The organism is Tumebacillus lipolyticus (genome assembly GCF_042682745.1).
GTDB lineage: Bacteria > Bacillota > Bacilli > Tumebacillales > Tumebacillaceae > Tumebacillus_A > Tumebacillus_A lipolyticus.
The window spans coordinates 122,165-146,747 of record NZ_JBHUIO010000005.1; the positions used below are offsets into that span (position 1 = coordinate 122,165).

Genomic DNA, 24,583 nt, shown 5'->3' on the forward strand with positions numbered 1-24,583 from the left:
CGCTCAAAAGTGACATCGTGTCAACAATTAAAAAAGCCCCGTTTCCGGGGCGTATTCTTAACGGTAGTATGCGAAAGAGACTACAGGACGATGCCTCGCTCTTTCAAATTGCTCTCCATCGCGCGCTTCATCTGTTCAAGGGAGTGAATCGCCTTTTGCAGGTCTCCCTGATCTTTGTAGATGTCGCCGAGCAGTGAGTACGACTTCGCGATTTCACGAGGCAGATCTGCGATCTCGAACACTCCGACCGACTTCTCCATGTACTGGATCGAAGCTTCGAACTCGCCTTGCTCCTTTTTGATGATCGCGAAGGTGCGGTAGACATAGCCGCGCTCTACAGCGGAGTCGGCCAAGAGCTTCAGCGCTTCCTCACAATGTTTGGCGGCTTCTTCAAATGCGCGGTTCGACAGGTGGATGCGCGCCATCTCGCCATGCGTGTGCGCAACTTTGTCAGCATATCCGTACTCCTGATATTCGGACAGGCATTCGGCAAGAGTTTGCAGCGCCTGGCTCGGATCGCCACCCTCACCTTTGGAAATGCCATAGCTCTCCTTCACTTCGATCGCCAGCTTGATGTTTTTCAAGCCGCGGTACAAGGAAATCGCATGCTGGGAGTATTCGCTCGCCCGATCGAAGTCGCCCACCTCTTTAAACTTCTGACCGAGGTGGCGGAACAACTCGGCAATCGTGCTGAAGTTGGCCGTATTCTCCAGCAGCAGATGCGCGCGCTTGTAGGATTCGAGCGCTTCGCCCTTCTCGCCGAGATAGCCGAACACTTCACCGAGATGGCTCAAGATCGCCGAGGTGAGGAACGGATCTTTCTCCTCCAGCTTTTCCATCAGATCGAGCGCTTTTTGCCAGTGGTAGATCGCGAGCGGATAGTTGTGACGCTTCTTCTCGACCAGGCCGAGCATCTTGAGGGCGAGAACTTGCATATAGGTGTCCTTGCGCGTCGCAGCCGAAGACAAAACGCGGTCAAACCCATCCATCGCTTCGTCAAAGCTGCCCATCTCCAGTTGACATTCGGCGAGGTCAAATTGAATTTCTGCCGAATGAAGCTGCGGGATCGAATCCTCGATCAGCTCCGACAGCACAGGTACCGCCTGTGCAAATTCGCCCGCCTCCATCATGGCGCGAGCTACTTTGTATGTAGCGATCTGCTCGATCTGCATCTGCATATCGGTCAAAAAATATTCGATCGGCGTCTCCAACTTCTCGGCGATCGCTTGAAGCAGCTTGTGCGACGGGTTCGCTTTATCCGCTTCGATCTGCGAGATCATCGACGGGGTGACCATCCCTGACCCGAGGTCGCTTTGAGTAAGCCCTTTCTGAATGCGAAGTTCTTTAATCTTCTGTCCCAACGTTGCTGGCATACGAACATTCTCCTCTCATCTGAGCTGGATTCTATCACGACTTGCATGATCGTTTACTTTCTGTCAATTAACTTTCGCCTTTATCCGACCATTATTAACGGAGTTAATTCATTCTATACATTTCCGCTCCCGAATAGACCAATCTTTTTAAGCATGCCCCACTCCCATTCACAATTCGGTCAAGAGAAAAGACTGTGCGCGGGCACAGTCCATAGCGCTCAGCAATTAACGCACGGTCGGAAGCTCTTCACGAACAAAGCGCAACAGGTCTTCCAACGTCCCTCGATGATCAAACGGCAGCGTTTGCTCGTCAGGAACGGCGAGATTGTTCACCCAATAGGTCTGCATGCCCACTTGACCGGCAACCAGATCCTCACATGCATCATTGCCGATCATCATACATGATTCGGCAGGCACGCCAATTTTTTGTACGATCTCCAAAAAATAATTGGGATTCGGTTTGCAAAAATGGCTGTCTTCATAGGTGGTGACGAGAGCGAACGGAAGATCGTCAATCCCAGCCCAGCGCATTCTGTGCTGCGTAGCCGCCCGCGGAAAAAGGGGGTTGGTCGCAAGCGCCAACATATATCCTTTCTGAAGCGCCGCTTGGCAGATCTCCCGAGCGAGCGGCGTCGGCTCCGAGAGATGGGAGAGATCGCCGAATGCCCTGTTATAGAAATCATCGACAAGCGGGAAGATCTCTTCCTCTTTCAGCTCCAGCGCGCGCAGGAAATCAGCTTTGAACACCTGCTCGTTCGTCAAGTCTGGGTCGTCGTTCTTGACCATCGCTTTGGTCGATGCCCAGACTTGGGCGACAAACTGCTCAGGAGACAGGAGATGCGCAACACAGGCGGCCAGATGTTTAAAGTACCCTTTTGTGAAATGGTCATTATCGAGCGGCAACAGCGTGCCGTCAAGGTCGAACAAAAGCGTAGTCAACTTCATGGAAGTACCCCTTCCTCTTCTGCTTCCTTTTCATCGTGCCAAGCATCGACTGCGAAATGAACGAAGATGCGCGCTGTTCCGGTTGATCGAACGCATGATCAAACGGCGGTGAGCACGCCCCCAACATCTTCATTTCAGGCTTGGAAACCCTTGCTGCCGCAGCGCCTCAAAGACGACGACAGCCACCGCGTTCGACAGGTTGAGCGATCTGGCGTCCGGCAGGATCGGGATGCGAATGCAGGTCTCGCGATTCGCTTCGATCAGCTCGTCTGGCAACCCTCGCGTCTCTCTGCCAAAGACAAAAAAGTCGTCAGGCCCGTATTCGACCTCCGTGTACGACTTGTCCGCTTTGGTGGTTGCAAAAAAGAAACGCCCCTGCGGATACTTTGCTCGCAGGTCTGCAAAACTGTCATGGTAATGCAGATCGAGCAGGTGCCAATAATCGAGGCCAGCACGCTTTAATTGCTTATCGTCAACAGAGAAGCCGAGCGGCTTGACAAGGTGCAAGGTGATGCCTGTGCACGAACAGGTTCGCGAGATGTTCCCCGTATTAGCTGGTATCTCAGGTTCGACAAGAACAATGTGCATGAATATGCAACCCCCTTCAGTTAAATTGCAGGGTTTAAGTCGGCTCTAAGATACTAGCATACAAAAAGGAACAGCCTCCCGCAACTGTGAAGGCTGTCAGAAGATCGCGCGGGGTGTATTCAGGAATCCTTTGCAACTGTAACAAAACCTGTTCGATCGCTGGCGATTCTTTTGAACAGCTTTTCGTTAACAGTTGGAGTCCACATAAATACTACCATAAACCGACTGGAAAATGGAATGTAAATATGCTGGAAATAAATCAGAAAATGTCCGGAATATGATAAAACGCGTATCGAGTTCGTGCCGTGTGCGCATAGCTGTCCCGATAATCGAAATACCTGCGGTGGGAAGCTACTGTGTGCGCATTGACCAGCGGCATGCCATAGGCGTCGAAGTCGACCACCACCGTGTTGTGCTGCCAGCGGCCATCGCCGTCCCAATCGTAGCAGATCACATCGCCGATCTTCAGCTGGCGGGGATCGCCCACCTCTTGCGCATGCAACAGGCGCGGCAGGGCCAACTTAAACGAGTGGGCCACCGCCCAGGAGTAGCTCCAGGTCTTCCCACGGTACCACCAGCCTTTTGCCCGCGATTGACTCATCACGAACGGCATGCCGCCCGCATGCACCACCTGCGAGATAAAATTGGTGCAGTCGTTGCCCTGTACCTTCATATAGCTCGGATTATACCCGTCCCACCAGCGCTCAGCATATTTATACGCTTTCAGGCGATCATACCGCCCGCGCATCTGCCGCGCGACCGCTTCGTCCTCGCGATCTTCTGGCTGATCTGTCAGAGGTTGATCTGCGCGCCCACCGACCTGCTCAGCGTCCGCTAGGTCGCGCGCCACCTTCCAAGTCCCCCCGTCCAAGAGCAGGGTCAACCGCCGACGGCTCTTTCGCGCCTCATGACCGATCGTTCCCCCTTGGTCATAAAAAAAGCGGACCGCCTCCACCAGATCGACCTGCACGACCTCCTCCCGCTGAATCCACTTGCTGTGCAGCACCTGCAGGTTGGTCTTCGCCTTGCGATATCGCATGTCGCGCGTCGGCAGAGCATCGCGTAGTGCCCGAACTTCTAAATATGAATGGCAGTCGGCCGGAGTTCCCTTCATAAAGTGCAGGAGATTTCCTGTGTCGTCCTGCAGCCAGACCCGGTTTTTCTCGCGGAAAAAATCTTCGACTCGCTTGAGCCATGCCCGCTCCTCCATCGCATCCACCTCCCGTCCGAATCATCTGTTCAACTTAAAGGAACGATCGCTTCAATCTGTGTTCATCCCTCATCTTTATGCGCGTCAGCTCGCCTTTCTTCCGCGAAAAAAAAGTTTGAACAATTCCTCGCTCATGGTATACTATATAATGAAACAGGGTTTCATCTACTGAAACACCACTGAAACGCTCCGTTATGAGGAGGTAGGGAGTATGGCTGCGGAAGGTGAAAAGGGTACGGTTCGTGCAGTCGAGCGAGCGCTTGACATCCTGCTCTGCTTCTCTGGTGAGGAGACGGAGCTCGGATTGTCAGACATCGCCAAACGGATCGGACTGCACAAGAGCACCGTCCACCGATTGCTCGCATCGCTTGAGGGCAAAGGTTTTGTCAGACGACACCCGACCACCGACAAGTATCGCCTCGGTTGGAGCGTGTTAGAATTGGTTTCCAACATCAAGCAATCGGACGACCTCTCCACGATCGTCCGCCCCGCGATGACGCGACTGCGCGATCAGCTCGGGGAAACGACCTCGCTCTATGTGCGAGCAGGCGTTGATCGAATTCGCATTCAGGCGGTCGAAAGCACGCAACCGGTGCGGCGCGTGGCCAACATCGGCAAGCGTTTGCCGCTGTATGTTGGCGCATCGGGCAAAGTGTTGCTCGCCTATGCGGATGAGCCGATCGAAGAGCTTTTAGAAGATCCGAGCTGGCCGAAAGACTTGAACCGCACCGAATTTTTGCAAGCGATCCAAGCGGTGCGCGACCAGGGGTATGCGGTGTCGATCGAAGAGCGAGAAGCGGGAGCTGCAGCAGTCGCTGCACCGATCTTTTCTCGCAGTCAACAGATCGTCGCTGCTCTTTCCGTATCAGGCCCGGTCGATCGGTTTACACCAGAATCTGTTGAACGGTTTGCCGAAGCGGTGCGTCAGTCGGCAGAGCTGATCAGCAAGCTGGTATGATCACCCGCACGTGTTCCCCCTTGATCAAGTTTGTTTTTCCTGTTGATCTAGGCTCCCTTTAGGGTACGCTAGATTGCAGAGACTCATATGAGGTTTTATGGGAGGTTTATGAAATGGGAAAGAACCTAGTACAGAAAATTCTTGAAGCTCATCTCGTGCAAGGCGAGATGGTAATTGGCAAAGAGATCGCAATTCGCATCGACCAAACGCTTACGCAAGACGCGACCGGTACGATGGCATACTTACAGTTCGAAGCGATGGGCGTGCCGAAAGTGAAAACGGAACTCTCCGTTTCCTACGTTGACCACAACACCCTGCAATCCGGCTTCGAAAACGCTGACGACCACCGCTTCCTGCAAACGGTTGCGTCCAAGCATGGCATCCACTTCTCACGCCCGGGGAACGGGATCTGCCACCAAGTACATCTTGAGCGCTTCGCGAAGCCTGGCAAAACGCTGCTCGGCTCCGACTCCCACACCCCGACTGCTGGCGGCATGGGCTCGATCGCAATCGGTGCAGGCGGTCTGGACATCGCAGTTGCGATGGCTGGCGGCGCGTTCTACCTGAACACCCCGAAAGTGGTAAAAGTTGAACTGCAAGGCACCCTGCAACCGTGGGTCGCTGCAAAAGATATCATCCTCGAAGTGCTGCGCCGCATGACCGTTAAGGGTGGCGTTGGCAAAATCATCGAATATACGGGCGAAGGCGTGAAGTCGCTGACCGTTCCGGAGCGCGCAACCATCACCAACATGGGTGCTGAGCTCGGCGCGACGACTTCGATCTTCCCGTCTGACGAAAACACTCGCATCTACCTGGAAGCACAAGGCCGCGGCGCAGACTATCAACCGCTGGCAGCCGATGCGGATGCAACTTATGAAGAAGAGATCATCATCGACCTGAACAACCTGGGACCGAACATCGCACAACCGCACTCCCCGGACAACGTGGCACCGGTTGCTGAGCTCAAAGGTCAAAAGATTCCGGTTCAACAGGTGGCTGTCGGTTCCTGCACCAACTCCTCCTACGTGGACCTGATGCGTCTCGCGGCAGTTCTCAAGGGCCGGACTGTACACCCGAACGTATCGCTCGTCGTATCTCCTGGTTCCAAGCAGGTGTTCGAGATGATCGCGCGCAACGGCGCACTGGCTGACATTCTGGCATCTGGCGCACGCATCCTCGAATCGGCTTGCGGTCCGTGCATCGGGATGGGCCAAGCTCCTTCCTCCGGCGCAGTATCTGTTCGCTCCTTCAACCGCAACTTCGAAGGCCGCTCCGGTACTGCCGATGCGAAAGTATACCTCGCATCTGTAGAAACTTGCGCAGCTGCTGCGATCAACGGTTACATCGCAGATCCGCGCGACCTCGGCGAAATGCCGGCGATCGAAATGCCGGAACAATACCTGGTTGACGACCGCCTGGTGCTGTCGCCGTCCGAAACTCCTGATCAGGTGGAAGTCGTGCGCGGCCCGAACATCAAGCCGCTGCCGGTCAACACGGAGCTCGCAGAAGCGCTGACCACTCCGGTCTCGCTGAAAGTTGGCGACAACATCACCACCGACCACATCATGCCGGCAGGTGCAAAAGTTCTGCCGCTGCGCTCCAACATCCCGGCGATCTCCGAGCACGTTTACGTGCGCGTTGACCCGAACTTCCCGGCGCGCGCACAAGAGCTGGGCAAGTCGATCATCATCGGCGGTCACAACTACGGCCAAGGTTCTTCCCGCGAGCATGCTGCGCTCGCTCCGATGTACCTCGGCGTCAAAGCGGTCATCGTTAAGTCGTACGCTCGTATCCACCGTGCGAACCTGATCAACTTCGGTCTGCTCCCGCTCACCTTCGTGAACGAAGCTGACTACGAAGCGATCGAGCTCGGCGATGAGATCACCATCGACAACCTGCGCGATCAGATCAAAGCGGGCAACGAGCTGACCGTGAAAAACGCAACCAAAGGCACCGAGTTCAAAGTGACGCACGACCTGACCGGACGTCAGATCGACATCATCTTGGCTGGCGGCCTGCTCAACTACACCAAATCTCAAGCGGTTTAATGAACTGCTGACGATTGGCTCACACTAAGGGGGGGCGAGAAGCTTCCCCCTTTCCTTTGCTTTTGCTGACCGATTCAGATCTTGTAGACGACTTAGAGGTGAACTTCATGGACAAATTCACAATCGTTGTAATGGAAGGCGACCAGACCGGTCAAGAACTGCTCGAAGAAGGACTGCGCGTGCTCGACCCCGCGTTGATCGGCGTAAACGTTGAGCTGATGCGCTTCGACCTATCGCTCGAAAACAGACGGGCGACCAAAAACCAAGTGGTACATGATGCGGCAGCTGCGATGAAAGAGCATGGCTTCGGCTACAAAGCGGCGACGATCACCCCGGAGATCCCCGGCGATGTCGGCTCTCCTAACGCGATCCTGAGAAAAGGCATCGACGGCACCGTGATCGTCCGCACCGGACGCCGCATCCCGAGCATCACCCCTGTCGCTGGCGTGTACGCGCCGATCTCTGTCGTTCGCATGGCGGTCGACGATGCATACGGGGCGAAAGAATGGCGCGAAGGCGAAGGCGTGGATGAGATCGCCTACCGCACCGAGAAGATCTCCCGCAAAATCTGCCGCGGCGTGGCGAACTTCGCCTTCGAACAGGCGCGCAAGATGAACGCGAAAGTGTTTGGCGGCCCGAAATTTACCGTCTCCCCTGTCTATGAAGGCATGTTGAAGGAAGAGATGGACCTGTCAGCGAAGAGCTTCGCTGACGTCAAATACGAGCCGCAGCTGATCGACGCAACTTACGCGCTCCTGCTGAACACGTCTGGCGAGCCGCTGGTCATCCCCGCGCTGAACCGCGATGGTGACTGCCTGTCCGACCTCGTGCTGCAGATGTTCGGTTCGATCGCCGGCGCCGAGTCTGTCCTGCTCGCCTTTGACGAGCAGCAGAACGTGACGACCGTGATGGCGGAAGCTCCGCACGGCACTGCGCCGGGCCTGTTTGGCAAAAACGTGGCAAACCCGATGGCGATGATCCTCGCTGCCGCTTCGATGCTGACCTTCTTCAAGACGAAGGAAGCGGATCTCGCATCCCGCGCGATCTACGAATCGACGCTGGAAGCTGTCGTCGAAGGCGTGCGCACAGCAGACCTCGGCGGTACCGCGTCGACCACCGACTTCACCGATGAAGTCATCCGCCGCATGAAGACCAAGCTGGAAGTGTGGAAGTCCCTGTCGTAATCGACGACTTCATCCGCTTGGCTCAACTTCATCATCGCGCAAGGACCACTCGAATCTCGGGTGGTCTTTTGCGTATTCGCATCGCTTGCCCCCCTGTCATATGCTGTAGAGACAGCGTAAAGGGGGTGAGAACATGGCGGATAACAGCAAGAACAGCGAAAAGAAAGGGCAAGATTGGCTCAAGCTTTTGCTCGACGAGTTTATGAAACCTCCCAAATGGTTGAACGACGGGAAAAAACAGGGTGGCAGTTCGGCCGGTAAGAGCGGAAAAAAGAATGAGGCTGACGTTTCAATCACGCCAAAGAGACGTCAGCCTCCCGCCTGGTGGTCCTGGTCGGCATCCGATGGGGTACCCAAGGCTCGGCGCAAAAAAAAGAAGAGGGAGCTCCACGGCGCTCATGATCGCGGCCGTGCCCCCGCACCGAAGAAACTACCCCTCGCCCCTTCCGAAGTGCAGCTGAAAAAAAAGAACCGCCCTGCAGACCGTCTCGCTCCATCAGACCTTGGCAGCGCACTGCCAAGCTCCCCGACAGGTCTGCATGCGCAGATCAGCCGACACGGTTTCGCACCTGCCGTGCTGCGCGCCTATGGCATCACGCCGACCAAGGTCGAGCCGTTCGGCCCCGTCTTGCGCCTGCGCACGAACAAAGGTCTGATCGCCTTGAAAAAAAGCTATCTGCGATCTGCGCACATCGCCTACCTCCACCAGGTGTTCAAGCATCTGGAGCAGAACCAGTTCAAAAGATACGCCCCATTCTTGCTGACGACCAAAGGGCTGCCCTATGCGGAGATCGGCGGAGATACGTATTACGCCACCAGGTGGATTCGCGGCCAAGAGGTCGATTTTCGCTCGCGCTCGCAGCTGGCGATCACCGCGCGCACGCTCGCCGAATTTCATCGGGCATCCCGCGGCTTTGAGCCGTCCGGATTCGCACCGCCGTCGATCTTCGACATGGTCGAGCGGTTTGCAGACCGGCGAGATGAGCTGATCGAGTGGAAGCGGCGGGCAGAGGTGAAATCGCGTCCCGATGCGATCGATAAAATCTACCTCCAGCACGCCGACCATCACATCTCGCAAGCGCAGCAAGCGTTAGCGATTCTAAAGCGTCCGCAGGTGCGCGCCCAGCTGTTGTTCGAAGAGGATGATCCGCCGCTGCTGCACCTCGACCTCACCCCGTACAATCTGATCTATGCGCAAAACCATCAGGTGATCATGATCGACTTCGACTTCGCGACGCCCGGGCCGCGAACGCTCGACCTCGCGCATCTGATGCGCCGCGGTCTGCAGCGTCAAGAGTGGGACGAGGCGGTCGCCCGGCTCATCCTGGTCAACTACAGCTCCGCAGGGGGCTTACAAAATGCAGAATATCAGATGCTTTCCGGCCTGTTGCGCTTTCCCCATCGCTTTTGGCGCATCGGCTACCAGCATTACGATCTCGGTCATGACCCCAACCATCTCGGCTATTTCCAACTCGCCGAAGCGGAGGAAGAAAATCGATTGAAGTTCCTCGAACGATTCGATCGAAATATCTCCAGAACTTGGAGTTAACCAACCTAGAGCTAAAAAAAGCGCCGACCTTTAAACAGGTCCGCGCAGGATCATCAGGGGAGCAACAGCTCCTCCTTTTAGTTGTTCGACTTGCGTTTCGAATAGGTCTCCTCCGAATACACGTCGATGCCATGACGTTTTAGCAGAGCGGAAGTGACGCCGTCCCCCGCGCGCTTGCCGGCGGTGAACGTGCCGTCATAGATCAGCGTGGAGCCGCAGGAGGGGCTGCGCTCCTTCAGGATCGCTTCCTTCGCCCCGACGAGCTGCGCCATCTGCAGCGCCTGCTCCGCGCCTTTGAGAAACTGGTGCGTCACATCTTCGCCCCCGTCTGTGATCACCTTCGCCCGACCGGCTAAAACATCCTCGCCCGTACCGCCGACGATCTCGGCGGGGGGTCTCGGTGTGGACAGGCCGCCGAGCTGTTCTGGGCAGACGAAGACCGCCTCTCCCCGCTCGACCATCTCCTGAAACTCTCGAATCAGATTGTCATCCCCATCATAGCGACATTGACAACCGACCAGACAAGCGCTGATCACCTTCATGCTGGTTCTCCTCCTTCACTTTCGACCGCCCACGCCATCTCTCGCTTCGCCGCCTCATCTTGCTCCCGCTCAAAGGCGTCTGCCACCGCTTGACGATGCTCCGCTCTGTCGATCATCTTCAGCGCCCAGGCGGTCGTTCCGCGGATCTCCGGCCGCTCATCCTGCCGCAAGAGCTGAAGCAGCTTCGGCACCGCCGCTTTTTCCCTCATGTTGCCGAGGGCGATGATCGCATTGCGCTGCATGATCTTCACGCCTCGCCAAGCGGCTGCCGATGCGCCGAACTCTTTGCGAAACTGCCGGTTGGACAGTTCCAACAGCCGCATCAGATCGGGAAACGCATACTCGGGCTCCGGGTCGAACTCGATCGCCGTCCCAAACGATACTTCCCGATTCTTCGGGCAGACCACCTGACAGGTGTCACATCCCCACAGCCGCCGCCCGAGCTTCGGGCGATACTCCTCTGGGATCATGCCTTTCATCTGGGTGATGTAGGACAAGCATTTGCTCGAATCGGTCTGAAACGGCTGCACGAGCGCTTTGGTCGGGCACGCTTTCAAACAGAGATCTGGACAGTCTGCACACTGCGGCAGCGGCGTCGGCTCGTTCGGCTCGATGTCCACATCGCAGATCAGCTGCCCAAGAAAGACCCATGAGCCATGCTTGTCGGTGATCAGCGAGCAGTTTTTGCCCACCCAGCCGATCCCCGCTCGCTGGGCGACGGCGCGATCGACCAACGGCCCTGTATCGACCGAATGGTGAACGTGGATCTTCCGCCCCACCTCCGCCTCCAACCGCGCGGCCAGAAGCGTTAACTTTTGCTTCAGCACCAGATGATAGTCCATCCCCCAGGCATAGACGGACATCTGACCGCGCAGACCTTCCGGCTTTTTCTGCCCGATATATCTCTCGGTGCGGTAGGCCATCGCGATCGCCACGATCGACCTCGCCTCAGGAAAAAAGGCGCGCGGATCGACTCGCTCTTCCAAGACCGGATGCTCGAATCCAGACTCGTGCCCCGCTTCCCGATAGTGGATCAGGTGCGCTCGCAACTCCTCAAACGGCTCGGCGGTCGTCACCCCGATCCCGTCGATGCTGAGCTCCTCCCCGATTCGTTCGATCGTCTCGCGATCGATCTCATATCTTTTCATCGCACGCTCACATCCTCACTTCGGAACTGCGGCCCGCGCCAGCTCATCACAGCGCTCGTTCCAACGATCCCCGCTGTGCCCTTTCACCTTGATAAACTGAATCTGGTGGATGCGGTACAGCCGGAGCAACTCTTCCCACAGATCTCGGTTGGCGACAGGCTGCTTCTGCGAGTTGATCCACCCGTTCTTCTCCCAGTTGACATACCAGCGCGATTTAAAGCAGTTGATCAAGTAGGCGCTGTCGCTGTGCAGCTTGACCGAACAGGGATATTTCAAAAGTTTGAGCGCTGCGATGACGGCGAGCAATTCCATCCGCTGGTTGGTCGTCTCCTTTTCTCCACCGGAGATCTCCTTGTGATGCTCGCCTGCCATCAGCACCGCGCCATACCCGCCCGGCCCTGGGTTGCCCGAGCAAGCTCCGTCTGTGTAGATCACGACTTCTTTCATCTTTCGCTCCCTCGCTCGCCAGCCTTAGGGTTCACCCCAAGCCCACGCAAAATGTACAGCCTGGTTGCCTCACCTTGCTCGTAAGTCGATATCTCTTCTTCCCCCTCGAAGATGCCCATCACATCACTAGGCGCCATATGTGGGTAGATCAGAGCACCGATCGTGTTCAACACGGCTGCCTTCAAGGAAGAAAACTCAAACTTGCCCTGCGCCCGCCCTTCTTGCAACGCTCTGCTGATGCGCTTCCAAAATGGCGATGTATAGGTCTCAATAATTTTGCTGTATCGGGCAGACCGCATCAAGATCTCCTGTGAGATGATCTTTTGCACATACTGTTGCTCGTTCGCATAGTCCAGATAGCCGATGATAAATCGGTTCAACCGCTCCTCCGGATCTGCGACCGCATCGATCTCAGCGTACACTTCATCGCTTGGAAAGGCGCGATCTAACAGAGCGAACAGCAATTTTTCTTTCCCACCGAAATGATAAGAGACAAGAGCCACATTGGCCCCTGCCTCTTCGCATATTTGACGAACGGATGTCGCTTCAAAGCCCTTGACGGCAAACAGGCGCTCCGCAGCATCCAAGATCCGAGTTTTTACATCTTCACTCATGTGCTCCCACAACCTTTTGTTGATGTACAGGTGCCCTGTCTCGATGGATCAACACGCCAAGCATTGCGATGAGCAGTGCAGCCAGCGTGATCCAGAGCAGTCCGGTGACCGCTCCTGCCGTGCCAGTTCCGCCGAACAGCAGATTGGAATCACCGAGCACCGCATAGGTTGCCGGCAGGTAGTTCCCGATCGCATAGAACGTGTCGGAGAGCAGCTCCCGCGGCAGCATCGTGCCAGACGAAGCGAGCTGTAGCGACAGCGCGATGATGTTGAACAGCATGCCCGCCTGCCCGAACAGGAACAGAAACGTCTGGGCAAACGAGAGAAAGGCGAACAGCGAGAGCATCAAAAACCCGCTCAGCTGCAAATATCCGGCTGCTGGCTCCACGTCAAACAGATAGAGGATCAGCGTGGCGACAAGGCCGACCAGCACCGCGGCGCCCAGATTGATGATCTGTCTGGCGCCAAAGCGCATCCAGCGGTTCGCCTTCCCTTTCAGCAGCAGATCGGACGCGGTCAACTGCATCGACAAGAGCATGCTCCCGACATAAGAGGCCAGCACGACCATCATCGGAACCATCTGCAGCGAAAAATTGGTGATCGAGTTGAGCGCCGTATACGTCCCGACAACGCGACCGGTCACGCCTTCCGCCACCTGGGTCGCCTGTTCGGTCGGAACGCGCATGCCACCGAGCGCCGCCACGATCGAGCTTTTTGTAACCTGTTCATTAACATTCTTCGTCACTTCGCCCAAGACCTGCTGCCCGACGCTTTTTACCATCATCGGATTGGACTCGTTGACCAAAACTTCGAGCTCCGTCTGCTGACCCGGTTGCTGCAGCTTGGCAGAAAAGTCAGCAGGCAGGTAGATCACCGCTTGCAACTCCCGATCGTTCAACCGCTCCTTCGCCGCTTCCAGCGTCGAAAGCTCCTCCGTCTGAAACGGCAAGGTCTGCAACAGGTTGGTTGCGATCTCCCGCCCGACCTGCGCATCTTCGCTGACGATGCCGATCTTCAGCCTGTCGATCCGATCGGTCACATTGTCATATCCGTTCATCCAGACCACCGCAAAGATCAGCTGAAAGAACAGCATCGTGATCAGGCCGATGATCGTCGTCTTTTGTTTAAAGAAGTACCCGAGCGTACGTACCATGAACTCTCCCCCATAAAACCATCGTTTTAATCAAACGTTTGTTTAATAGCTATTTCTTAGTATATGCGAAAGTCTTCCCATGTCAACAAGAAAAGTGGGAATTGGGGAATGCTAGTCAAAAACCACCGCAAGGAGGACGTGCAACATGTTAAAAGCGGAAAAGCTGCAGGGCATCGCCCCCTATCTGTTTGCCCAGCTGGATGAACGGGTCTATCAGCTGCGCGAATCTGGCATCAAAGACATCGTCGATTTTGGCAAAGCGGACCCTGATCATCCCACGCCGCAAGCGGTCGTCCAGCGCCTGATCGAAACGGCGAGCGATCCGGAAAATCACCATTATCCGGCCTTTAAAGGCTCGCTTTTTTTGCGTGAGCAGATCGCCAGATGGTACAAGGAGCGATTTGGCGTCACCGTCGATCCGGAGACGGAGGTGCTCGCGCTGATCGGATCGAAGGAGGGGCTGTTCCACATCTCGCTCGCCTACCTCTCACCTGGCGACCTCGCCCTCGTCCCCGACCCGTCCTTTCCGGTGTACAACGATGGTGCCTTTTTTTCCGGGGCTGATGTCCTGCGCTTGCCGCTGCTCAAAGAGAACGGTTTTCTCCCCGATCTTGACAGCTTGGATCAGGCGACGAAAAAGCGAGCCAAGCTGCTCTTCCTCAACTATCCGAACAACCCTTGCGGTGTGCTCGCACCTCCCGATTTTATGAAAAAGGTGATCTCCTTCTGTCAAGAACATGAAGTGCTGCTCTGCTACGACCACGCCTATAGCGAAGTATATTTTGACCCGGCGCACAAGCCGCAAAGCCTGCTGGAGCATCCGGGGGGCAAAGATGTCGGCGTCGAGTTTTTCACCTTTTCCAAGACGTTCAACATGGCCGGCTGGCGCTTGGGGGCTGCGGTCGGCCATCAGGAGGTGATCAACTCGATGCTCGTCGTGCAAAGCCACATCAACTCCGGGATCTTCGCACCGATTCAATTTGCCGGAGCGACCGCGCTGCAAGAGGTGGCGCACTCCGACTTTCTCGACGGTCAGCGCGCCGAATACAAGCGCCGCCGCGATTATGCGATCAAGCGATTTGACGAGATCGGCTGGGATGTGCACAAGCCGGATGCGACCGTCTATCTGTGGCTGCCGACTCCTGAGCAGATGAACGGCGAGCAGTTTGCCGCCCATCTGCTGGAAAACTACCATGTGGTCGTCGCTCCCGGCACCGCGTTTGGCACTTCTGGCAAGCGCTATGTGCGCCTGTCGCTGACCACCGCCTACGAAAATGTGGTGAAAGGCATCGATCGCATCTGTGAAGCTTTGCAAAAACTAGGGGCAGCACCAGCCGTTTCCGCACATGAAAGCGAAAGCGAGAACAGAAGCTAAGCCCAGAATGAAATCGCCTGCTGTGAGGAGGTTTTTGGTGATGAGATTCTGGAATAAAGGATTGTCTTCTCTCCTGTTGCTCTCCTTCGTCACCGTCGGAATCACCGGGTGCGGCAAGCAAGCGCTCCCCGGGCGGACGGAGACAGATCGCGGAGGGCACATTCAATCGAGCGACTCCTCTCCCGTCTCTGACAAGCAGATGAAAGATGCGCAGAGCAACGGGATTCTGGCTGCCAACCAACTCGCCTTGCGCCTGAACAAGATGCCTGGCGTGCAAAATGCGACCGTCCTCGTCCTGAACGACGACGCGTTCGTCGGGTTGACCAACATCGGCACCGAGCGCAAGCCGGACGCGCAGATCAAGCAGGATTCTTGGCGGGGCGAATCTCCCTGGGGAACGCAGACCGCTCCCAAATCGGCAGCCGGCATGACGGTAGAAGAGCTGCAGACAGAAGGGATTCGCGGCAATGCGGCCACGCTGGATGGCCCGCGCTCTTCGATCACCGGAAATGTGGCGGACGATCTGAAGGGGAAGATCTCGGCGACGATCAAACGCTCGCTGCCTCAGGTGCAAAACGTTCATATCACCGGGGTGCTCAGCGACGCGCAGCGGCTGAGCGGGTACAAGCACTTCATCACCAACGGCGGCGACATGGCCGCCCATATGAACGAGTTTCTAACCTTTATCGGCCACACGTTTTAGCCGCGCAAAAAAGAGACACACCGCTATCGGTGTGTCTCTTTGCCTCTGCATCTCGATGCCCGCTTTCTGGCTGGAGGAACTTGCGGAAATGCTGTTCATCCTCTCGTCAAGCAGACGGTGTGCGTCTCCTTGTCCCAGGAGATGCCACAGCCGAGCAGCTCTGCCAACTCGCCGACCGGCACGTACGTTTTGCCTTCGATCAGCCTTCCGCTCTGCTCCATCGAAGCGCCGTTCACTTTGATCTGCACCCGATCGGCGTCGCGCTGCCGAGTGGGCTCAACCGCCGGAGGTTCCACATAGGGCATTTTAAAAATCTGGCAGATCGCCTCGGCTGCCGCTTCCGCCTGCGTTCGCAAAAACTGCTCGTCCGACAGGCGCGTCTCCTCGCTCGGATTGGTGATAAAACCACCCTCGATCAAGACCGCATCCATCATCGCATCGCGCAATACCTGAAAATCGCCCAGATAGATGCCTCGATGCTTCTGACCTGTCGCTTTGGAGATCCGATGGCAGATCAGATCTGCCTTGTAGTAGGCAGACTTGCCTTTTTGCGAGGGATGAATCCACACGGCGACTCCGTGCACAAACTCATCTGCGCTCGCGTCGTAGTGCCAGGAGACAAACAGATCTGCTGAATTGGTGTTGGCAAGCATCGCTCGCGCTTTCAGATCGACCGCATCTGTCACGCCCGGAACGCGCTCCGTGTCTTTGTCGCGGGTGATCAGCACATCGATTCCCGCCCGAACGAGCGCCTCTCGCAGCAGCAGGCATGCTTTCAGGTTGACATCTTTCTCCTGCAAACGCTTTCCGATCGCGCCCGGATCACGACCGCCATGTCCGGGGTCGAGCACAATTCTTGGCATATTTCCTTCCTCCTTTACTCTCTCTATGCAGCGAGCTCACTCGATCAGGGACAGCCTGTGGAGAACTTTCAAAATTCCCCTCGCCGTGCCTTGCGCCTGCGCTTGTAAAAAGTTAGGGCTCTTGCAGAGCTCGTGATCCTCTTCGTTGGACAAAAATGCACCGCGGATCATCACCGCGGGCACGTGAAGCAAAGACAGCACGTTGTCATGATCTTGAAAGACCCCGAGCATGATCTGCTTCGTCGCCTCGACGATCGCATCTCCGATCGCATCGAACTCGATCATGTAGCGCTCCTCCACATGATCGCCGACCCAGAGCGACACTCCGCTCACCACCTCATCCTCCAGATAATCGCAATGCCAGGAGACGAACAGGTCCGCTTCCATCGCATGGGCAAGCTCCGCTCGTTTGATCGGCTCCACATCCACATCTGCCGTTCTGGTCATCAACACATCGACGCCGCTCGCTTCCAAGATCGTCTTCAATCGACTGCAGACGGCGAGGTTGACATCTTTCTCCACCAACGTCTCCGTGCCAAAACCATGATCTGACCCACCATGGCCGGGATCGAGTACAACATGCCACCGTTTCTTCTCTGTCATTTTGCCTTGTGCTCCTTTCAATGAAAAAAGGACGCTATGCGACAAATGCCGGGCTGACTGCTGACAGTCAACCGACAGATGTAGCATAACGTCCTCCGGGTCTCGGTCGGACCATGTACATTTGCTTACTTTTTCTCACGGTAATAGGTAGTCGCTTCCATCACACAGGACAGGATCTGTCCGTGGTGCGTCTTTACAGTGCGGGTGTCAAACTCGCCCAATTTGATCTCATCAAGAATACGCCCTCGATCGACGAGGACCAGCTTCGGGCCGTCATCCACGCGCATCGACTGGTACAATGGCTCGGTGGAATTTGGTGGTTGAAGTGCTTTCTTCATGCTTCTATCCCTCGCTTGAGTACGATCTTGCCTCTCAATAATAGCACATATGTTCGCCTTTTTGCAAGTTTAGATTTCAAAAATGCGAACAAGTGTGCTTATTTTCGCAGCAGGATCTCCAGCTGTATCTTCTCCCCACCCCAGTCGATCTTCTTCAGCCGGTAGGAATATTTATCGACCTCCCGCTCAGAAAGCGCCACTTGCAGGGTGTATTTCTCCGACTCGACATGCACCCACGGCGGCCACGGCAACCCTTCGAGCACAGCGAACAGCGTCTTCAGCGGAATCGAATAGCCGCCTACCTTTGCGTCTTCCGCCACGAGGGTCAGGTCGCCATTTTCCAGCACCTGCGGCCGCATCCACATCGACAGGCTCATCTGACGTCCGAAAAATTGCAGGTCCGCATCCGTTCTGACCAATCCCGCTCCGAGCGACAGCTGCGCCTTTTCGATCGGGGTCTCCCGGTTTGCCAGCTGCATGGCCAGATACTGATTGATTCCATCGAGCGTGATGCTCGCTTCGACCGGCACGCCTGAAGAGTTGGCGACCGGCTGCCGTTCGGGCGGCTGGCCGCTCGATCCCCCTGACGTGATCGCATACCACATGTAGAGGAGCACCAGCAGCAGGACGACTAGGAAACCTGCGAGCAACAAGAACGAAAAGCGCCAAGGGTTGCGAAAAAGACTCCTCTTCCGACCATCCAATCGCGACTCCTCCTTTCACATATCCTTCATTGGACAAAGCACCCACAAGTGAGGTAGCATGAGAGCAGACTATGCAAAAAATGAGGGATTCCCTGTGAAGTTAAATCGATTGCGCAACTGGGCGCTGGGCTTGATCTTTCTCGCCTTTATCGTCATGTACCTCGGCGTGTTCGCCACCAGCCTGATGCCGTTCCTGTTCACGATCGGCACGCTGATGATCCTCGTCTCCGTCTTCATCTACTTTCGAGTCGGCGCGATGTCGATGCGCATCCCCACTTTAGAATGCCCGCATTGCCAGAAAAAGACCAAGGTGATGGGGATTGAAGACGGCTGTATGTATTGCCACGGGCTGATTCGAGTCGAACTGGACGAAGCGGGCGAGCTGTACGCCGTCCCCCGTTCGAAAACAACCTGATCATTTCTGAGTATATGAAAGAAGACCTGCTCTATTCGGGGCGGGTCTTCTTTCTTGCTTTATAGTCTAAGCATTGTGCGGTCAGTTCACACTGGTCACATTTCGGTTTGCGCGCGTCGCATACCCTTCGTCCATGCCAGATCAGCCAGTGATGCGCATCTGTCCACTTCGCTTTCGGAATGCGCTTGGTCAGCTGTTTTTCGATCACCAGCGGATCTTCGCTCTTGGCGAGGCCGATCCGGTTGGCGACGCGCAGGACGTGCGTATCGACCGCCATCGCCGGAACGCCGAACGCGTTGGAGAGCACGACGTTTGCTGTCTTCCGCCCGACGCCGGGCAGCTCGACCAGATCTTCCATCTTCGCCGGCACTTCCCCGCCATGCTTGGCGAGCAGCAGATGGCAGGTGGCGAGAATGTTTTTCGCCTTGTTCTTGTACAGCCCGATCTCTTTGATCTCCTGCTCCAACTCCGCTTGGCTCAACTGCAGAAAGGATGCTGGGTCGGGATACTGCTGAAACAGCCCGGCTGTGACCTGGTTCACCTTCTTATCTGTCGCCTGGGCGGAGAGGATCGTCGCGATCAGCAGCTCAAACGGATTGCGAAAGTTAAGCTCACAGTGGGCGTCAGGATACATCGCAGCGAGCGTGTCGAGGATTTTCGTCACGGGGACGCGAGGAAGCGTCACTTGCTCTTTTGTCTGGCTCATTTTCCCCTCACCTCTTGCAACAGATACCTCGGTGCGCTGTCTTGGCGCTCGCTGCGACCAAGCTCCGAAGCGAGCAGCTCGCGCAAAAATGGCAGTTCGAAGCGGATCGCCTGTCCTTGCTTGAACTCCTCGTACACCGATGAAAAATAGAGATAGTCGACAGCTGCCACCTCATAGTGACGCGCCGGATCGAGCGGTGCCCCATCGTGCTCCACCGCGACCACCCGCAGTCCCGCCTCCGCTTGGGCGACCTGAACGAGCAAGCCAGACACCTGCAGCCCGCCGACAAAGTGGCCGCGGAAGCCGTGTCCCTTGCCAACGCGTTCGATGTAAGCCTTGTCGAGACCTTTTTGCAGCAAGGACAGGATCTGCGCTCCGGTCAGCTCCACGACCACCGGGGTGTTCGGGCCTGGACAACAGGTCAGCATGTCAGCGCGGGTGACCGGCCCTGCGATCAGCCCGTGCATCAAAAGACCCCCATTGATCATCGCGATCGGAGCGCCGGTCAAGCGGCGCAATCTGTCGGTGACGACGTTTGCCAGCGGCGAGTTACCCCAAAGCGCATGTTCTAACGGTTCGGCAAGATCTGTGATCACCTCGCTCAGCGCGTCTGCCGCCTCCTCTTGCCAGCGGGCGAACAGCTCGACCAGCTCGTGATCCGGCTCTTCTGCCGGATCGCGGGGAACTGCGCCTCCCGAATAGCTCTTGCGCTCTCGCCGCTGTGCATCCCATTCGACCGACAAGTGCCCATAGTGGGACCCGTAGCTCCCCGCTTGGCAGATCAACGTGCGCCCAACCTGCTCCGGCTCGGTCAGAATGTGGTGCGAATGCCCGCCGAAGATGATGTCGATCTCCGGAAATTCGGCAGCGATCTTCCGGTCGAGATCGAGCCCGAGATGGGACAGCAGCACGACCATGTCCACCCGCTCCCGCTCAAGCTCTGGCAACAGCCGCTTCAGCGTCGACTGCGGAAGTTCGGCAGCGATGCTGTACAGTTTGTAAAAGTCGACAAACGCTGCGGTCAGCCCGATCACGCCGATCCGAATGCCCCCTCGTTCTAACACCAGATACGGCTCTAGCTCCGGCAGCCTCTCACCCGTCTTCAGATCGCTCAGATTGGCCACCAACAGCGGCATCTGCGCCGCTTCGACAAGCGCATGCCAGCGGTCGGCAGAGATCGTCAGCCCCTCGTTGTTGCCAAACGTCCAAGCGTCATAGCCGATCTGCTTGAGCAGCGCGGCGTTGGTGCGACCGAGCGTCCCTTCCGTCTCCATCCGCTTGCGATCCGCGTTGTCGCCGATCTCAAAGGTGAAGGCGATCTCCCCGGCGGCCAGCGCTTCCTCTCGCTTCCGCCGCAGCTGCGTGGTGACCTGCAGGAACTCTTCAAAATGGCTGTGCACATCGTTCGTATGAAAAAAGTGGATCTTCATCGCTCCCACTCCCGTTTCTCCACCAATTTTCCCTATTCTACCACAAGAAAAAATGCCGCGCACCCGCACGGCAATTCAGGGTTCTCGTCTATGTCTGACCGATCAATCTTGCGATCCGTTGTCATGCTCGTCGAATGACAGCTGGCAGACCATCGTCGTATCGCCTCGCGCTCGCTCTTCGTCGGTCGCAGGTCGCTGAAGTTCGTCATCCTCAAGACCAGGTGCGATCGTCGGCTCATGCGCTTCGCTGTGGAGCGCTCGTTTGAAACGCGGCTGCTGCTCCATCTACCTCACCTCCTCGTAAGAGGAGTATGCCCAACCATTATCTATCTGAATTATCCGACAATAGAAGGTGCCATCGGTTCTGGTGGCTCCGTCTGCGAGATCGAATGATTCCCGCTGTCCAACATTCCCATCGGCTCCGGCGGCTCGGTCTGATCCCCAAATCTCCGATCGCCTTGTACCTTTATGCCGACCTGATCGATCCAACCGGCTTGTCCAGCAAAAAAGTGTGATCCGTTCTCCCCAGCCGCTCCGTCAACTGCTCCCCAAGACAAGAGTCCCCCACCTATCAAAAGAAGACTTGCGAGTGTCATCCCCAACCAAACTTTGATTTTCATAGGAACTTCCTCCTCTAACCAATAAGTTGGATTGCGTTCTGGTTGTATTGTTCTGCAAGCTCTTTGAGACCGACTCTCTCAAAATCATTGGCAATCGTGCGCAACAGAGATGCAACTTTCTGCTGAGTCTCGTCACTGCCTGCCAAAAACAACGCCCGAGAAGCGCATACTTCCAGTTCGTCGTATCGACCCAGCGCAAACAGGATCTGAGCCCAGCTTTCGAGGCAGGTCACCTCTTTTTCTTGCAGGCGGTACTGATGGCAGATCGCGATCGCTTGTGTGGTGTAATTGAGCGCCGCATACCAGTCCTTTTCGGCGATCAGGTAGTTGGTGATCGATTGAAGCGTCGTCGCTTGTCCCTTAAAATCTTGGATGCGCTTTTTCATCTCCAGCGACATCCGCCAGGCGGCGATCGCCTCTTCGTGGCGTCCGAGATCCTGCATCAGCTCCGCATAGTTGTGCCAAGTTCGCGCGAGATGCAGATAGTCTTTGTGCTTTTCAAACCCCTGCTTGGCTCGCGTCAGATATTCATTCGCCTGATCGAAATCCTTTTGCGCTTTGAAACAGATCCCAAGCAGCATCTCCATCAAGGCGATATCATGCTCTTCACCATTCGTCTCAAACCAGCTCAGAGCACGGCATGCATAATCCACAGCAGAATCGTATCGTCCGAGGTATTCATAGACGAGCGCGATGTTTTGCCGCAAGGTGGAAAGATCGCGTCCCTCTTGATGAGCCGAGAGGAGCCATTGTTGCTCAACCGCCTGCAAGAATGTGAGCGCCTCATTGTACATCCCCACTTTGATGTACATGCGGCCCTTCATTCGCTCAGCTGTCATCACCAGCTCTTCCCACTCGCCACGATCCGCCTGTGAGACCCAATGAAACCAGGAAAGTGCCAACCAATACTGGCCTAACCGCTCAAGAAGTTTACCGATGCGAAGTGCCAAGGGATAGTCTGCATGAAGCCGGATGATCGATTCCCAGCTGGTCAATTGATCACCGGTCAGCTCTAACACAGAATTTGAATCACTGTCCACCAAAAGCTCCAGTTTCCCAACTTCTTGCGCCAACTCTTCTACAGAACCGTTTGTTACCTTAGACTTCAACACTCTCAACCCCTTTCATTGCGCCTGTTTAATCGGCTATCGCTTCTTCTTGCCGTTTTACTTACGTTTGAGATTGTGTGTTTATCTATATCATAAGTTCCTGATTTAGCTTAATCAAGAGATTCGCGGAATCCTTTTAGAATACGACTAAACTTCTTACGAATCCCTTCGGTTCGACAGGATCCAACACCGCTTTTTCGGTGCTTTCGACAAAGAAAAAGCGCCCTCTTTGGCAAATGCAAGAAGGCGCTTTCCCCGCTCTTATTCGGTAGTTGAAAATGCTAATCGATAGAGTGGGAGCAAGGTGACAAACGTCTCTTTCGCCCGATCGAGAAAAGCTTGCTCGCTCATCTGCACCGCTTCGTCACGCGGTATCTTCACCCCGATCATCACCTCACCATTTTTCTGGTTGGCCAGCCGGTGGGCGATCTTTTCAAAGTCGACCAGCTCCATCTCCGCCATCACCATGCCGCTTGGGTCCATATGATCTGGATACCACAGATAGGAGGCTGGGATCAGTTGCTTGATCTCATCGAGATGCTTGATCATCTGCTCGGCAAACAGACCTTTCATCGGCGACTCATAGATGATGCCAAATTGGATGAACGCGTGCGTCTCCCACGCGCCGATCTGAAAATGAGGGTACATCTTGTATCCGCGCTTGTTTTTGCTCCACGCGACCCAGGAATCCCGTGGCGGATTGGTTTTACGCCGCGCATGTTTGGCGACATGCGGGAACATCTCCTCGCCCGTCTGTTCGCTCAAAAAAGGGGCGAGCTCCTCGCCAAGCTCGGTCAGCTTCACCCGCAGATGGGTGATCAGCGCCTCCATCCGCGCTTCCAGCCCTTCCACTTGAAACACATCAAAATCTTCATTGCTCCATCCGGAAAACTTCAAATCGTCTCGCTCCTCAGTATCCTTTTTTCACGTCGATCACGTTTTGCATCTCGCCTGGCTGTCCGCGATAGACGGACAGGTTGTGCAGGAAGATCTCCTGCGCCCGCTCCATATATTTGGGCGAACGAGAGGAGAGGTGCGGGGTCAGCACCACATTTTCCAACTCCCAAAACGGATGGTCTTCCGGCAGCGGCTCCTGCATGAACACATCGAGCCCCGCACCGCGAATCCGCTTTTCCTGCAAGGCGGAGAGCAGCGCTCCCTCCTCGACAACCTGTCCACGCGCGATGTTGATCAACACGGCGCTCTGCTTCATCAAGCTGATCTCGCGCTCGCCGATCATCCCCTCGGTCTCTGCGGTCAGCGGGACGATCACCACCAGATAGTCGGATCGCTTGAGCACCTCATCGAGGGCGCTGCGATCGAACACCTCATCAAACTCTGGCAGTTCCCGCACCGTAGTCGCCACGCCGAGCGTGCGCATGCCAAATGCGCGGGCCCGCTCCGCAATCTTGCTGCCGATCGCGCCTGCGCCGATCACGCCGAGCGTTTGGCCGTCCAGCTCATCGATTCGGATCGAGCGATCCCATCTGTGCTGCAGCTGGTTTTGATACAATTCGACGAAGCGGCGAGAAAACATCAGGATCAAACCGATCGTATATTCGGACATCGGGCCGACATGAATCCCGCGCGCATTGGTGACGAGGATCTCCTGCCGCCCGATCTGATCGAACGGCATCAGTTCAAGTCCAGCAGATATGACATGAATCCATTTTAAGGAGGTACAGGACGCGATGATCTCGTCCGTCAGGTCTTCTCCGTATGTGATGATGATCTCTGCGATCGCAAGACTGCCTCGCGCTGCCTCCAGATTCGGAAAGATCCGAATCTCCAGCTCCGGTGCAGCCTCTTTCATCTTCGCCAAATGTCTGTCGCTGACCGGACAGGTGGTGACAAGTACCATGCTCTCATCCCTTTCCCTTCACTCTACACTCATTATGGAAAAAGAATCGGTTGTTCGCAACCACCCCGATTGATAAGATGGAAGAAAGAGGTGATCA

27 protein-coding genes are annotated in these 24,583 nt (G+C 56.0%); 7 read left to right on the forward strand and 20 right to left on the reverse strand.

Going from position 1 to position 24,583, the window contains the following annotated elements:
• Positions 1-80: 80 nt before the first annotated feature.
• The 4 genes from ACFSOY_RS05805 to ACFSOY_RS05820 all read right to left on the reverse strand — a co-directional run bounded on the left by ACFSOY_RS05805 (position 81) and on the right by ACFSOY_RS05820 (position 4,116).
• A complete protein-coding gene (locus tag ACFSOY_RS05805) occupies positions 81-1,373 on the reverse strand; it encodes a helix-turn-helix domain-containing protein (RefSeq protein ID WP_386044707.1) in 1,293 nt (430 codons plus the stop codon).
• A gap of 225 nt (positions 1,374-1,598) precedes the next feature.
• On the reverse strand, positions 1,599-2,318 hold the full coding sequence (locus ACFSOY_RS05810) for an HAD family hydrolase (protein WP_386044708.1): 720 nt from the start codon (positions 2,316-2,318) through the stop codon (positions 1,599-1,601).
• 129 nt (positions 2,319-2,447) lie between these two features.
• Positions 2,448-2,912, reverse strand: coding sequence for a tRNA (uridine(34)/cytosine(34)/5-carboxymethylaminomethyluridine(34)-2'-O)-methyltransferase TrmL (gene trmL / locus ACFSOY_RS05815; protein WP_386046756.1), 465 nt, complete (start codon positions 2,910-2,912; stop codon positions 2,448-2,450).
• 253 nt (positions 2,913-3,165) lie between these two features.
• Positions 3,166-4,116: an amidase domain-containing protein gene (locus ACFSOY_RS05820; protein ID WP_386044710.1), complete on the reverse strand. Its 951-nt coding sequence runs from the start codon at positions 4,114-4,116 to the stop codon at positions 3,166-3,168.
• A gap of 211 nt (positions 4,117-4,327) precedes the next feature.
• On the opposite strand from ACFSOY_RS05820, the gene ACFSOY_RS05825 reads away from it, so the two are divergent.
• The 4 genes from ACFSOY_RS05825 to ACFSOY_RS05840 all read left to right on the forward strand — a co-directional run bounded on the left by ACFSOY_RS05825 (position 4,328) and on the right by ACFSOY_RS05840 (position 9,855).
• Positions 4,328-5,074 (forward strand): IclR family transcriptional regulator, encoded by a 747-nt coding sequence (locus ACFSOY_RS05825; RefSeq protein WP_386044712.1) that lies wholly within the window; start codon positions 4,328-4,330, stop codon positions 5,072-5,074.
• Between the two features lie 113 nt (positions 5,075-5,187).
• Positions 5,188-7,122 (forward strand): aconitate hydratase, encoded by a 1,935-nt coding sequence (locus ACFSOY_RS05830; RefSeq protein WP_386044714.1) that lies wholly within the window; start codon positions 5,188-5,190, stop codon positions 7,120-7,122.
• Positions 7,123-7,229: 107 nt separating this feature from the next.
• Positions 7,230-8,306, forward strand: coding sequence for an isocitrate/isopropylmalate family dehydrogenase (locus ACFSOY_RS05835; protein ID WP_386044716.1), 1,077 nt, complete (start codon positions 7,230-7,232; stop codon positions 8,304-8,306).
• A gap of 133 nt (positions 8,307-8,439) precedes the next feature.
• A complete protein-coding gene (locus ACFSOY_RS05840; RefSeq protein ID WP_386044718.1) occupies positions 8,440-9,855 on the forward strand; it encodes a CotS family spore coat protein in 1,416 nt (471 codons plus the stop codon).
• A gap of 77 nt (positions 9,856-9,932) precedes the next feature.
• Here ACFSOY_RS05840 and ACFSOY_RS05845 read toward each other — a convergent pair whose 3' ends face one another.
• Genes ACFSOY_RS05845 through ACFSOY_RS05865 form a run of 5 tightly spaced genes read right to left on the reverse strand, consistent with a single transcriptional unit; the run spans position 9,933 to position 13,759 of the window.
• Positions 9,933-10,397, reverse strand: coding sequence for a 2-thiouracil desulfurase family protein (locus ACFSOY_RS05845; protein ID WP_386044720.1), 465 nt, complete (start codon positions 10,395-10,397; stop codon positions 9,933-9,935).
• On the reverse strand, positions 10,394-11,545 hold the full coding sequence (queG, locus tag ACFSOY_RS05850) for a tRNA epoxyqueuosine(34) reductase QueG (protein WP_386044722.1): 1,152 nt from the start codon (positions 11,543-11,545) through the stop codon (positions 10,394-10,396). Before queG ends, ACFSOY_RS05845 begins: the two co-directional genes overlap by 4 nt.
• Positions 11,546-11,560: 15 nt before the next feature.
• Positions 11,561-11,992, reverse strand: a complete 432-nt coding sequence (gene rnhA, locus ACFSOY_RS05855) for a ribonuclease HI (protein WP_386044724.1) — start codon at positions 11,990-11,992, stop codon at positions 11,561-11,563.
• Positions 11,989-12,606 (reverse strand): TetR family transcriptional regulator, encoded by a 618-nt coding sequence (locus ACFSOY_RS05860; RefSeq protein WP_386044726.1) that lies wholly within the window; start codon positions 12,604-12,606, stop codon positions 11,989-11,991. Before ACFSOY_RS05860 ends, rnhA begins: the two co-directional genes overlap by 4 nt.
• Complete coding sequence (locus tag ACFSOY_RS05865; protein WP_386044728.1) at positions 12,599-13,759, reverse strand: YhgE/Pip domain-containing protein; 1,161 nt, start codon at positions 13,757-13,759, stop codon at positions 12,599-12,601. Before ACFSOY_RS05865 ends, ACFSOY_RS05860 begins: the two co-directional genes overlap by 8 nt.
• Positions 13,760-13,904: 145 nt before the next feature.
• Here ACFSOY_RS05865 and ACFSOY_RS05870 point away from each other — a divergent pair, with 145 nt between their 5' ends.
• Positions 13,905-15,134: an aminotransferase class I/II-fold pyridoxal phosphate-dependent enzyme gene (locus ACFSOY_RS05870; protein ID WP_386044730.1), complete on the forward strand. Its 1,230-nt coding sequence runs from the start codon at positions 13,905-13,907 to the stop codon at positions 15,132-15,134.
• 40 nt (positions 15,135-15,174) lie between these two features.
• The gene (locus tag ACFSOY_RS05875) at positions 15,175-15,837 is read left to right on the forward strand and encodes a hypothetical protein (protein ID WP_386044732.1); all 663 of its coding nucleotides are present in this window, start codon (positions 15,175-15,177) and stop codon (positions 15,835-15,837) included.
• A 95-nt stretch (positions 15,838-15,932) separates the two neighbouring features.
• Here the strand turns inward: ACFSOY_RS05875 and ACFSOY_RS05880 are convergent, their stop codons facing one another.
• From ACFSOY_RS05880 to ACFSOY_RS05895, 4 genes are all read right to left on the reverse strand, one after another.
• On the reverse strand, positions 15,933-16,700 hold the full coding sequence (locus tag ACFSOY_RS05880; protein WP_386044734.1) for an N-acetylmuramoyl-L-alanine amidase: 768 nt from the start codon (positions 16,698-16,700) through the stop codon (positions 15,933-15,935).
• Positions 16,701-16,736: 36 nt separating this feature from the next.
• Positions 16,737-17,303 carry an N-acetylmuramoyl-L-alanine amidase family protein gene (locus ACFSOY_RS05885; RefSeq protein WP_386044736.1) on the reverse strand — a complete coding sequence of 189 codons (567 nt, stop codon included), beginning with the start codon at positions 17,301-17,303 and terminating at the stop codon, positions 16,737-16,739.
• 125 nt (positions 17,304-17,428) lie between these two features.
• Positions 17,429-17,641 carry a hypothetical protein gene (locus ACFSOY_RS05890; RefSeq protein WP_386044738.1) on the reverse strand — a complete coding sequence of 71 codons (213 nt, stop codon included), beginning with the start codon at positions 17,639-17,641 and terminating at the stop codon, positions 17,429-17,431.
• A gap of 98 nt (positions 17,642-17,739) precedes the next feature.
• Positions 17,740-18,345 carry a DUF2140 family protein gene (locus ACFSOY_RS05895; RefSeq protein WP_386044740.1) on the reverse strand — a complete coding sequence of 202 codons (606 nt, stop codon included), beginning with the start codon at positions 18,343-18,345 and terminating at the stop codon, positions 17,740-17,742.
• 94 nt (positions 18,346-18,439) lie between these two features.
• On the opposite strand from ACFSOY_RS05895, the gene ACFSOY_RS05900 reads away from it, so the two are divergent.
• The gene (locus tag ACFSOY_RS05900; protein WP_386044742.1) at positions 18,440-18,760 is read left to right on the forward strand and encodes a DUF2614 family zinc ribbon-containing protein; all 321 of its coding nucleotides are present in this window, start codon (positions 18,440-18,442) and stop codon (positions 18,758-18,760) included.
• A gap of 31 nt (positions 18,761-18,791) precedes the next feature.
• Here ACFSOY_RS05900 and nth read toward each other — a convergent pair whose 3' ends face one another.
• The 7 genes from nth to ACFSOY_RS05935 all read right to left on the reverse strand — a co-directional run bounded on the left by nth (position 18,792) and on the right by ACFSOY_RS05935 (position 24,486).
• Positions 18,792-19,466: an endonuclease III gene (gene nth / locus ACFSOY_RS05905; RefSeq protein ID WP_386044744.1), complete on the reverse strand. Its 675-nt coding sequence runs from the start codon at positions 19,464-19,466 to the stop codon at positions 18,792-18,794.
• Positions 19,463-20,896, reverse strand: coding sequence for a bifunctional metallophosphatase/5'-nucleotidase (locus ACFSOY_RS05910; protein WP_386044746.1), 1,434 nt, complete (start codon positions 20,894-20,896; stop codon positions 19,463-19,465). The genes nth and ACFSOY_RS05910 overlap by 4 nt, the downstream gene beginning before the upstream one ends.
• Before the next feature lie 102 nt (positions 20,897-20,998).
• Positions 20,999-21,181, reverse strand: a complete 183-nt coding sequence (locus ACFSOY_RS05915) for a hypothetical protein (protein ID WP_386044748.1) — start codon at positions 21,179-21,181, stop codon at positions 20,999-21,001.
• Between the two features lie 50 nt (positions 21,182-21,231).
• Complete coding sequence (locus ACFSOY_RS05920) at positions 21,232-21,453, reverse strand: hypothetical protein (protein ID WP_386044750.1); 222 nt, start codon at positions 21,451-21,453, stop codon at positions 21,232-21,234.
• A gap of 77 nt (positions 21,454-21,530) precedes the next feature.
• The gene (locus ACFSOY_RS05925) at positions 21,531-22,625 is read right to left on the reverse strand and encodes a tetratricopeptide repeat protein (protein ID WP_386044751.1); all 1,095 of its coding nucleotides are present in this window, start codon (positions 22,623-22,625) and stop codon (positions 21,531-21,533) included.
• 261 nt (positions 22,626-22,886) lie between these two features.
• Positions 22,887-23,522, reverse strand: a complete 636-nt coding sequence (locus tag ACFSOY_RS05930; RefSeq protein WP_386044753.1) for a YktB family protein — start codon at positions 23,520-23,522, stop codon at positions 22,887-22,889.
• A gap of 13 nt (positions 23,523-23,535) precedes the next feature.
• Positions 23,536-24,486 (reverse strand): D-2-hydroxyacid dehydrogenase, encoded by a 951-nt coding sequence (locus ACFSOY_RS05935; protein WP_386044755.1) that lies wholly within the window; start codon positions 24,484-24,486, stop codon positions 23,536-23,538.
• Positions 24,487-24,583 lie beyond the last annotated feature (97 nt).

Excerpts from the sequence above, each read along its gene's own strand:
- ACFSOY_RS05805 (WP_386044707.1), bottom strand. The coding sequence starts at position 1,373 with ATGCCAGCAACGTTGGGACAGAAGATTAAAGAACTTCGCATTCAGAAA.
- ACFSOY_RS05810 (WP_386044708.1), bottom strand. The coding sequence starts at position 2,318 with ATGAAGTTGACTACGCTTTTGTTCGACCTTGACGGCACGCTGTTGCCG.
- ACFSOY_RS05820 (WP_386044710.1), bottom strand. The coding sequence starts at position 4,116 with ATGGAGGAGCGGGCATGGCTCAAGCGAGTCGAAGATTTTTTCCGCGAG.
- ACFSOY_RS05825 (WP_386044712.1), top strand. The coding sequence starts at position 4,328 with ATGGCTGCGGAAGGTGAAAAGGGTACGGTTCGTGCAGTCGAGCGAGCG.
- ACFSOY_RS05830 (WP_386044714.1), top strand. The coding sequence starts at position 5,188 with ATGGGAAAGAACCTAGTACAGAAAATTCTTGAAGCTCATCTCGTGCAA.
- ACFSOY_RS05835 (WP_386044716.1), top strand. The coding sequence starts at position 7,230 with ATGGACAAATTCACAATCGTTGTAATGGAAGGCGACCAGACCGGTCAA.
- ACFSOY_RS05840 (WP_386044718.1), top strand. The coding sequence starts at position 8,440 with ATGGCGGATAACAGCAAGAACAGCGAAAAGAAAGGGCAAGATTGGCTC.
- ACFSOY_RS05845 (WP_386044720.1), bottom strand. The coding sequence starts at position 10,397 with ATGAAGGTGATCAGCGCTTGTCTGGTCGGTTGTCAATGTCGCTATGAT.
- queG (WP_386044722.1), bottom strand. The coding sequence starts at position 11,545 with ATGAAAAGATATGAGATCGATCGCGAGACGATCGAACGAATCGGGGAG.
- rnhA (WP_386044724.1), bottom strand. The coding sequence starts at position 11,992 with ATGAAAGAAGTCGTGATCTACACAGACGGAGCTTGCTCGGGCAACCCA.
- ACFSOY_RS05860 (WP_386044726.1), bottom strand. The coding sequence starts at position 12,606 with ATGAGTGAAGATGTAAAAACTCGGATCTTGGATGCTGCGGAGCGCCTG.
- ACFSOY_RS05865 (WP_386044728.1), bottom strand. The coding sequence starts at position 13,759 with ATGGTACGTACGCTCGGGTACTTCTTTAAACAAAAGACGACGATCATC.
- ACFSOY_RS05870 (WP_386044730.1), top strand. The coding sequence starts at position 13,905 with ATGTTAAAAGCGGAAAAGCTGCAGGGCATCGCCCCCTATCTGTTTGCC.
- ACFSOY_RS05875 (WP_386044732.1), top strand. The coding sequence starts at position 15,175 with ATGAGATTCTGGAATAAAGGATTGTCTTCTCTCCTGTTGCTCTCCTTC.
- ACFSOY_RS05880 (WP_386044734.1), bottom strand. The coding sequence starts at position 16,700 with ATGCCAAGAATTGTGCTCGACCCCGGACATGGCGGTCGTGATCCGGGC.
- ACFSOY_RS05885 (WP_386044736.1), bottom strand. The coding sequence starts at position 17,303 with ATGACAGAGAAGAAACGGTGGCATGTTGTACTCGATCCCGGCCATGGT.
- ACFSOY_RS05890 (WP_386044738.1), bottom strand. The coding sequence starts at position 17,641 with ATGAAGAAAGCACTTCAACCACCAAATTCCACCGAGCCATTGTACCAG.
- nth (WP_386044744.1), bottom strand. The coding sequence starts at position 19,466 with ATGAGCCAGACAAAAGAGCAAGTGACGCTTCCTCGCGTCCCCGTGACG.
- ACFSOY_RS05910 (WP_386044746.1), bottom strand. The coding sequence starts at position 20,896 with ATGAAGATCCACTTTTTTCATACGAACGATGTGCACAGCCATTTTGAA.
- ACFSOY_RS05915 (WP_386044748.1), bottom strand. The coding sequence starts at position 21,181 with ATGGAGCAGCAGCCGCGTTTCAAACGAGCGCTCCACAGCGAAGCGCAT.
- ACFSOY_RS05935 (WP_386044755.1), bottom strand. The coding sequence starts at position 24,486 with ATGGTACTTGTCACCACCTGTCCGGTCAGCGACAGACATTTGGCGAAG.